The organism is Rhodococcus tibetensis (genome assembly GCF_024438035.1).
GTDB lineage: Bacteria > Actinomycetota > Actinomycetes > Mycobacteriales > Mycobacteriaceae > Rhodococcus_F > Rhodococcus_F tibetensis.
Map to the genome: position 1 here is coordinate 1 of NZ_JANFQF010000059.1, position 823 is coordinate 823.

1 protein-coding gene is annotated in these 823 nt (G+C 65.6%); it reads right to left on the reverse strand.

Annotated elements, in window-relative coordinates; all coding sequences use genetic code 11:
• Positions 1-823 (reverse strand): pyridoxal 5'-phosphate synthase lyase subunit PdxS (pdxS, locus tag NOF53_RS27450; protein WP_255974827.1); only part of this gene is annotated, 823 nt, incomplete at both ends.

Here is an 823-nt window from a genome sequence, read left to right on the forward strand (position 1 = left end):
TCGACGTTGATACCGACCATCGCCTCACCCAGTCCACGGGAAACCTTGGCGAGCACGTCCGGGTCGTCGAAGAACGTGGTGGCCTTGACGATGGCCGCCGCCCGCTCGGCCGGGTTACCGGACTTGAAGATCCCCGAACCGACGAACACACCCTCCGCACCGAGCTGCATCATCATCGCCGCATCCGCGGGGGTCGCGATACCACCGGCGGTGAACATCGTGACCGGCAGCTTCCCGGCCTTCGCCACCTCCACCACCAGCTCGTACGGCGCCTGCAGTTCCTTCGCCGCCACATACAACTCGTCCTCGCTCAGCGAGGTCAGGCGACGGATCTCGCCGCGGATGGTCCGCATGTGCGTGGTGGCATTGGACACGTCACCGGTACCGGCCTCACCCTTCGAGCGGATCATCGCCGCACCCTCGGAGATCCGGCGCAACGCCTCACCCAGGTTGGTAGCCCCACACACGAACGGGACGGTGAACTTCCACTTGTCGATATGGTTCGCATAGTCCGCCGGGGTGAGGACCTCGGACTCGTCGACATAATCGACACCCAGAGACTGCAGGATCTGCGCCTCGACGAAGTGCCCGATCCGGGCCTTCGCCATCACCGGGATGGACACCGCCGAGATGATGCCGTCGATCATGTCCGGATCACTCATCCGCGACACCCCACCCTGCGCACGGATATCCGCGGGCACCCGCTCGAGCGCCATGACCGCGACCGCACCCGCGTCCTCGGCGATCTTCGCCTGCTCGGGGGTGACGACGTCCATGATGACTCCGCCCTTCAACATCTCGGCCATGCCCCGCTTGACGCGCG